This window comes from Streptomyces sp. NPDC059371, from assembly GCF_042751995.1.
Lineage (GTDB): Bacteria > Actinomycetota > Actinomycetes > Streptomycetales > Streptomycetaceae > Streptomyces.
Map to the genome: position 1 here is coordinate 1 of NZ_JBHYXD010000199.1, position 3201 is coordinate 3201.

The following is a 3201-nucleotide window of genomic DNA, read 5'->3' on the forward strand; positions in this document are numbered from 1 at the left end:
ATGCCCACCCCCCCCCCGCCAACCGAGCTCAAGCGCGGTCTCGTGGGCGCGGAGAGGTGTATCAGAGCCAGGTGACCGGCCTTCCGCGCGCCGTACGGACGGACAGGTGAGCGGCGGGGCGGCGGGGCGGCGACCCGACCGGTGTGTGTGCCGAGCCACACGAGGAAAATCGCGGGACTCTCCCCGTGCCGCCTCGATCGCCCCCGTCCGGCTTGGCATCCTGGCGTGATGGCATCCGAACGTGACCCCGGCGTCCCGCGCATCCCCCTGAGTGACCTGGTCGAGGAACTCCTCGGCCACGAGGGCCCGTTGCCGATCGTCGCGGCCGGCGACCCCGTGCTGCGCCGGGGCACGGAGCCGTTCGACGGGCAGCTCGCCCCGAAGCTCCTCGCCCGTTTCGTGGCCGCTCTGCGCGCCACGATGCACGCGGCGCCGGGGGTCGGCCTCGCCGCGCCGCAGGTCGGCGTGCCCCTGCGGATCGCCGTCATCGAGGACCCCGCGCCGGTCTCCGACGAGGTGCGCCTCGCCCGCGGACGGCTGCCGCAGCCGTTCCGGGTACTGGTCAATCCCTCGTACGAGGGGATCGGCCCTGGGCGGGCGGCGTTCTTCGAGGGCTGCCTGAGCGTTCCGGGCTGGCAGGCCGTCGTGGCCCGGCACGACGAGGTGCGGCTGACGGCGCTCGACGAGCACGGGGAAACGGTCGACGAGGTGTTCGGCGGCTGGCCCGCGCGGATCGTCCAGCACGAGACGGACCACCTGGACGGCATGCTCTACCTCGACCGCGCGGAACTGCGCTCGCTGTCCTCGAACCAGGCGGCCGCGGAACTCTGGTCCCAGCCGACACCGGAACGGGCGGCCGAGATCCTGGGCTTCACCCTGCCGGACTGATCACCGGGACCCCCGGCGGACGCCCGCGGCACCGCCCGGATCGGTGCCCTGCCGGGCGCCCACGTCGGGTGACGTGCCGCTCAGGGCCGCCGGTGTCGGTGCCGTGCGGGACGCTCACCAAGGCGCCATGGCCCGCTCACAGCTGTGCTGCGTGGGGTCCGTGCCGGGCCGGGCCCTCACCAAGGCGCCTGGCCCGCTCACATCGGGCCGCGCTGGGCCGCTCACGCCCGTGCCGGGCTCGCCAGGGTGCTGCGGCCCGCTCACGTCCGTGCCGTGCCGGGCACTCGCCGAGGTGCGACGGCCCGCTCACCTTGGTGCTGTACCGGGCCGCTCCGCGCCCGTGCCAAGCACCCGCCAGGACGCCGTTGCCCGCTCGCATCGCGGCCGCGCGGCGCCTCTCACCCCGACGCCGCACGCGCCGCACACCCCGACGCCGCACGAGCGCTCACCCCGCTGACTTGCCGGGCCCCGGCGATAATTCGCGGGCGCTCCACGACGGGTTCCCTACGCCCCGCGTCTCTTAGCTCCAGGACCCGCTTCCACGCCACCCGTGTGTCCTTGAGCCGATTGACTTCTGGAGCGTTTTCCCATGATCACCGTTCGCGGTGTCGACGTGCGCGCCGGCGCGCGTCTGCTGCTGTCCGGCGTCTCCTTCACCGTCTCCCCCGGCGACCGCATCGGCCTCGTCGGCCGTAACGGCGCCGGCAAGACCACCCTCCTCAGCACCCTCGCGGGCCTGACGCGGCCCGCCGCCGGTTCCGTCTCCCGTACCGGAGCGGTCGGTCACCTCGCGCAGGACCCGGCCGCGGCTGACCCCTCGGTCACGGTCACCGCGCGGATCCTGTCGGCCCGCGGCCTCGACCGTGCCGTACGGGTCCTGCGGGCGGCCGAGGCCGCGATGGCCGACGGATCCGAACGCGCCATGAACGCCTACACGCGTGCCGAGGCCGAGTTCCAGGCACGCGGCGGGTACGCGGCCGAGGCCGAGGCGGCCCGGGTCGCCGCCGGGCTCGGTCTGCCGGCCCGGGTGATGGACCAGCAGATCGGCACCCTGTCCGGCGGGCAGCGGCGGCGTGCCGAACTCGCCCGCATCCTGTTCGCGGACGAAGGCACCCTGCTCCTCGACGAGCCGACGAACCACCTGGACGCCGACTCGGTCGTCTGGCTGCGCGGGTTCCTGGCGAGCCGTCGGACAGGGCTCGTCCTCATCAGCCACGACACCTCCCTGCTGGCCGACGTGGTCAACCGGGTCTTCCACCTGGACCCGCACCGCGCCACGCTCGACGTCCACAACACCGGCTGGGCGGCCTACCTCACCCAGCGCGACACCGACGAGCGACGGCGGGCCCGCGAGCGTGCCAACGCCGAGCGGAAGGCGGCGGCGCTGCACGCGCAGGCCGACAAGATGCGCGCCCATGTGTCGACGGCCGTGGCCGCCAGGAACATGGACCGCCGCGCCGACCGCCTGCTCGCCGGTCTCGAACCGGTCCGGCAGACGGAGAAGGTGGCCCGGATCCGGCTGCCCGAACCGGCACCGTGCGGACGCGTGCCGCTCGGCGCGGTCGCGCTGGCCAAGTCGTACGGCGATCTGCGCGTCCTCGGCGGCGTCGATCTCGCCGTCGACCGGGGCAGCCGCCTGGTGATCCTCGGCCCGAACGGCTCGGGCAAGACCACACTGCTGCGGCTGCTCGCCGGTCACGACGATCCGGACAGCGGGCGGGTGGTGCGCGGGCACGGGCTGCGTGTGGGCTACTTCGCGCAGGAACACGACACGCTGGACCCCGCCGGAACGGTCCGTGACCACCTCGCCGCCGCGGCGCCGCACCTCGACGACGGGGAGGTCCGGCGGGTGCTCGGCTCGTTCCTGTTCACGGGCGACGACGCCGGCAAACGCGTCGGCGTCCTCTCCGGGGGCGAGAAGACCCGGCTGGCCCTGGCCGGGCTGGTCCACTCGGGCGCGAACGTGCTGCTCCTGGACGAGCCCACCAACAACCTGGACCCCGCCTCCCGCGGCGAGGTCCTGGCGGCGGTGGCCACGTATCCGGGCGCCCTCGTCATGGTCACCCACGACGAGGGGGCCGTCGACGCCCTGCGCCCGGACCGGGTACTGCTGCTCCCGGACGCGGACGAGGACCTGTGGAGCGAGGAGTACCGGGAACTGGTGTCCCTGTCCTGACACCGGCCGCCGGGGGCCGGGACGGGCACACCGGGCATCCGGCCGCCGGGGGCCGGGACGGGCACGCCGGGCATTCGGTCCTCCGGGCACCCGGGCACCCGGGGGCGCGTGCCCGGGGTGCGCGTCCGGTCTTGGAC

General features: G+C 74.7%; 2 protein-coding genes. Both read left to right on the forward strand.

The genetic code is table 11. The features are described from left to right. Positions 1-228 precede the first annotated feature (228 nt). On the forward strand, positions 229-888 hold the full coding sequence (locus ACFXGX_RS43105) for a peptide deformylase (protein WP_384803939.1): 660 nt from the start codon (positions 229-231) through the stop codon (positions 886-888). A gap of 589 nt (positions 889-1477) precedes the next feature. Further along, the gene (locus tag ACFXGX_RS43110; protein ID WP_384803942.1) at positions 1478-3064 is read left to right on the forward strand and encodes an ABC-F family ATP-binding cassette domain-containing protein; all 1587 of its coding nucleotides are present in this window, start codon (positions 1478-1480) and stop codon (positions 3062-3064) included. The last annotated feature ends 137 nt before the right edge of the window (positions 3065-3201 follow it).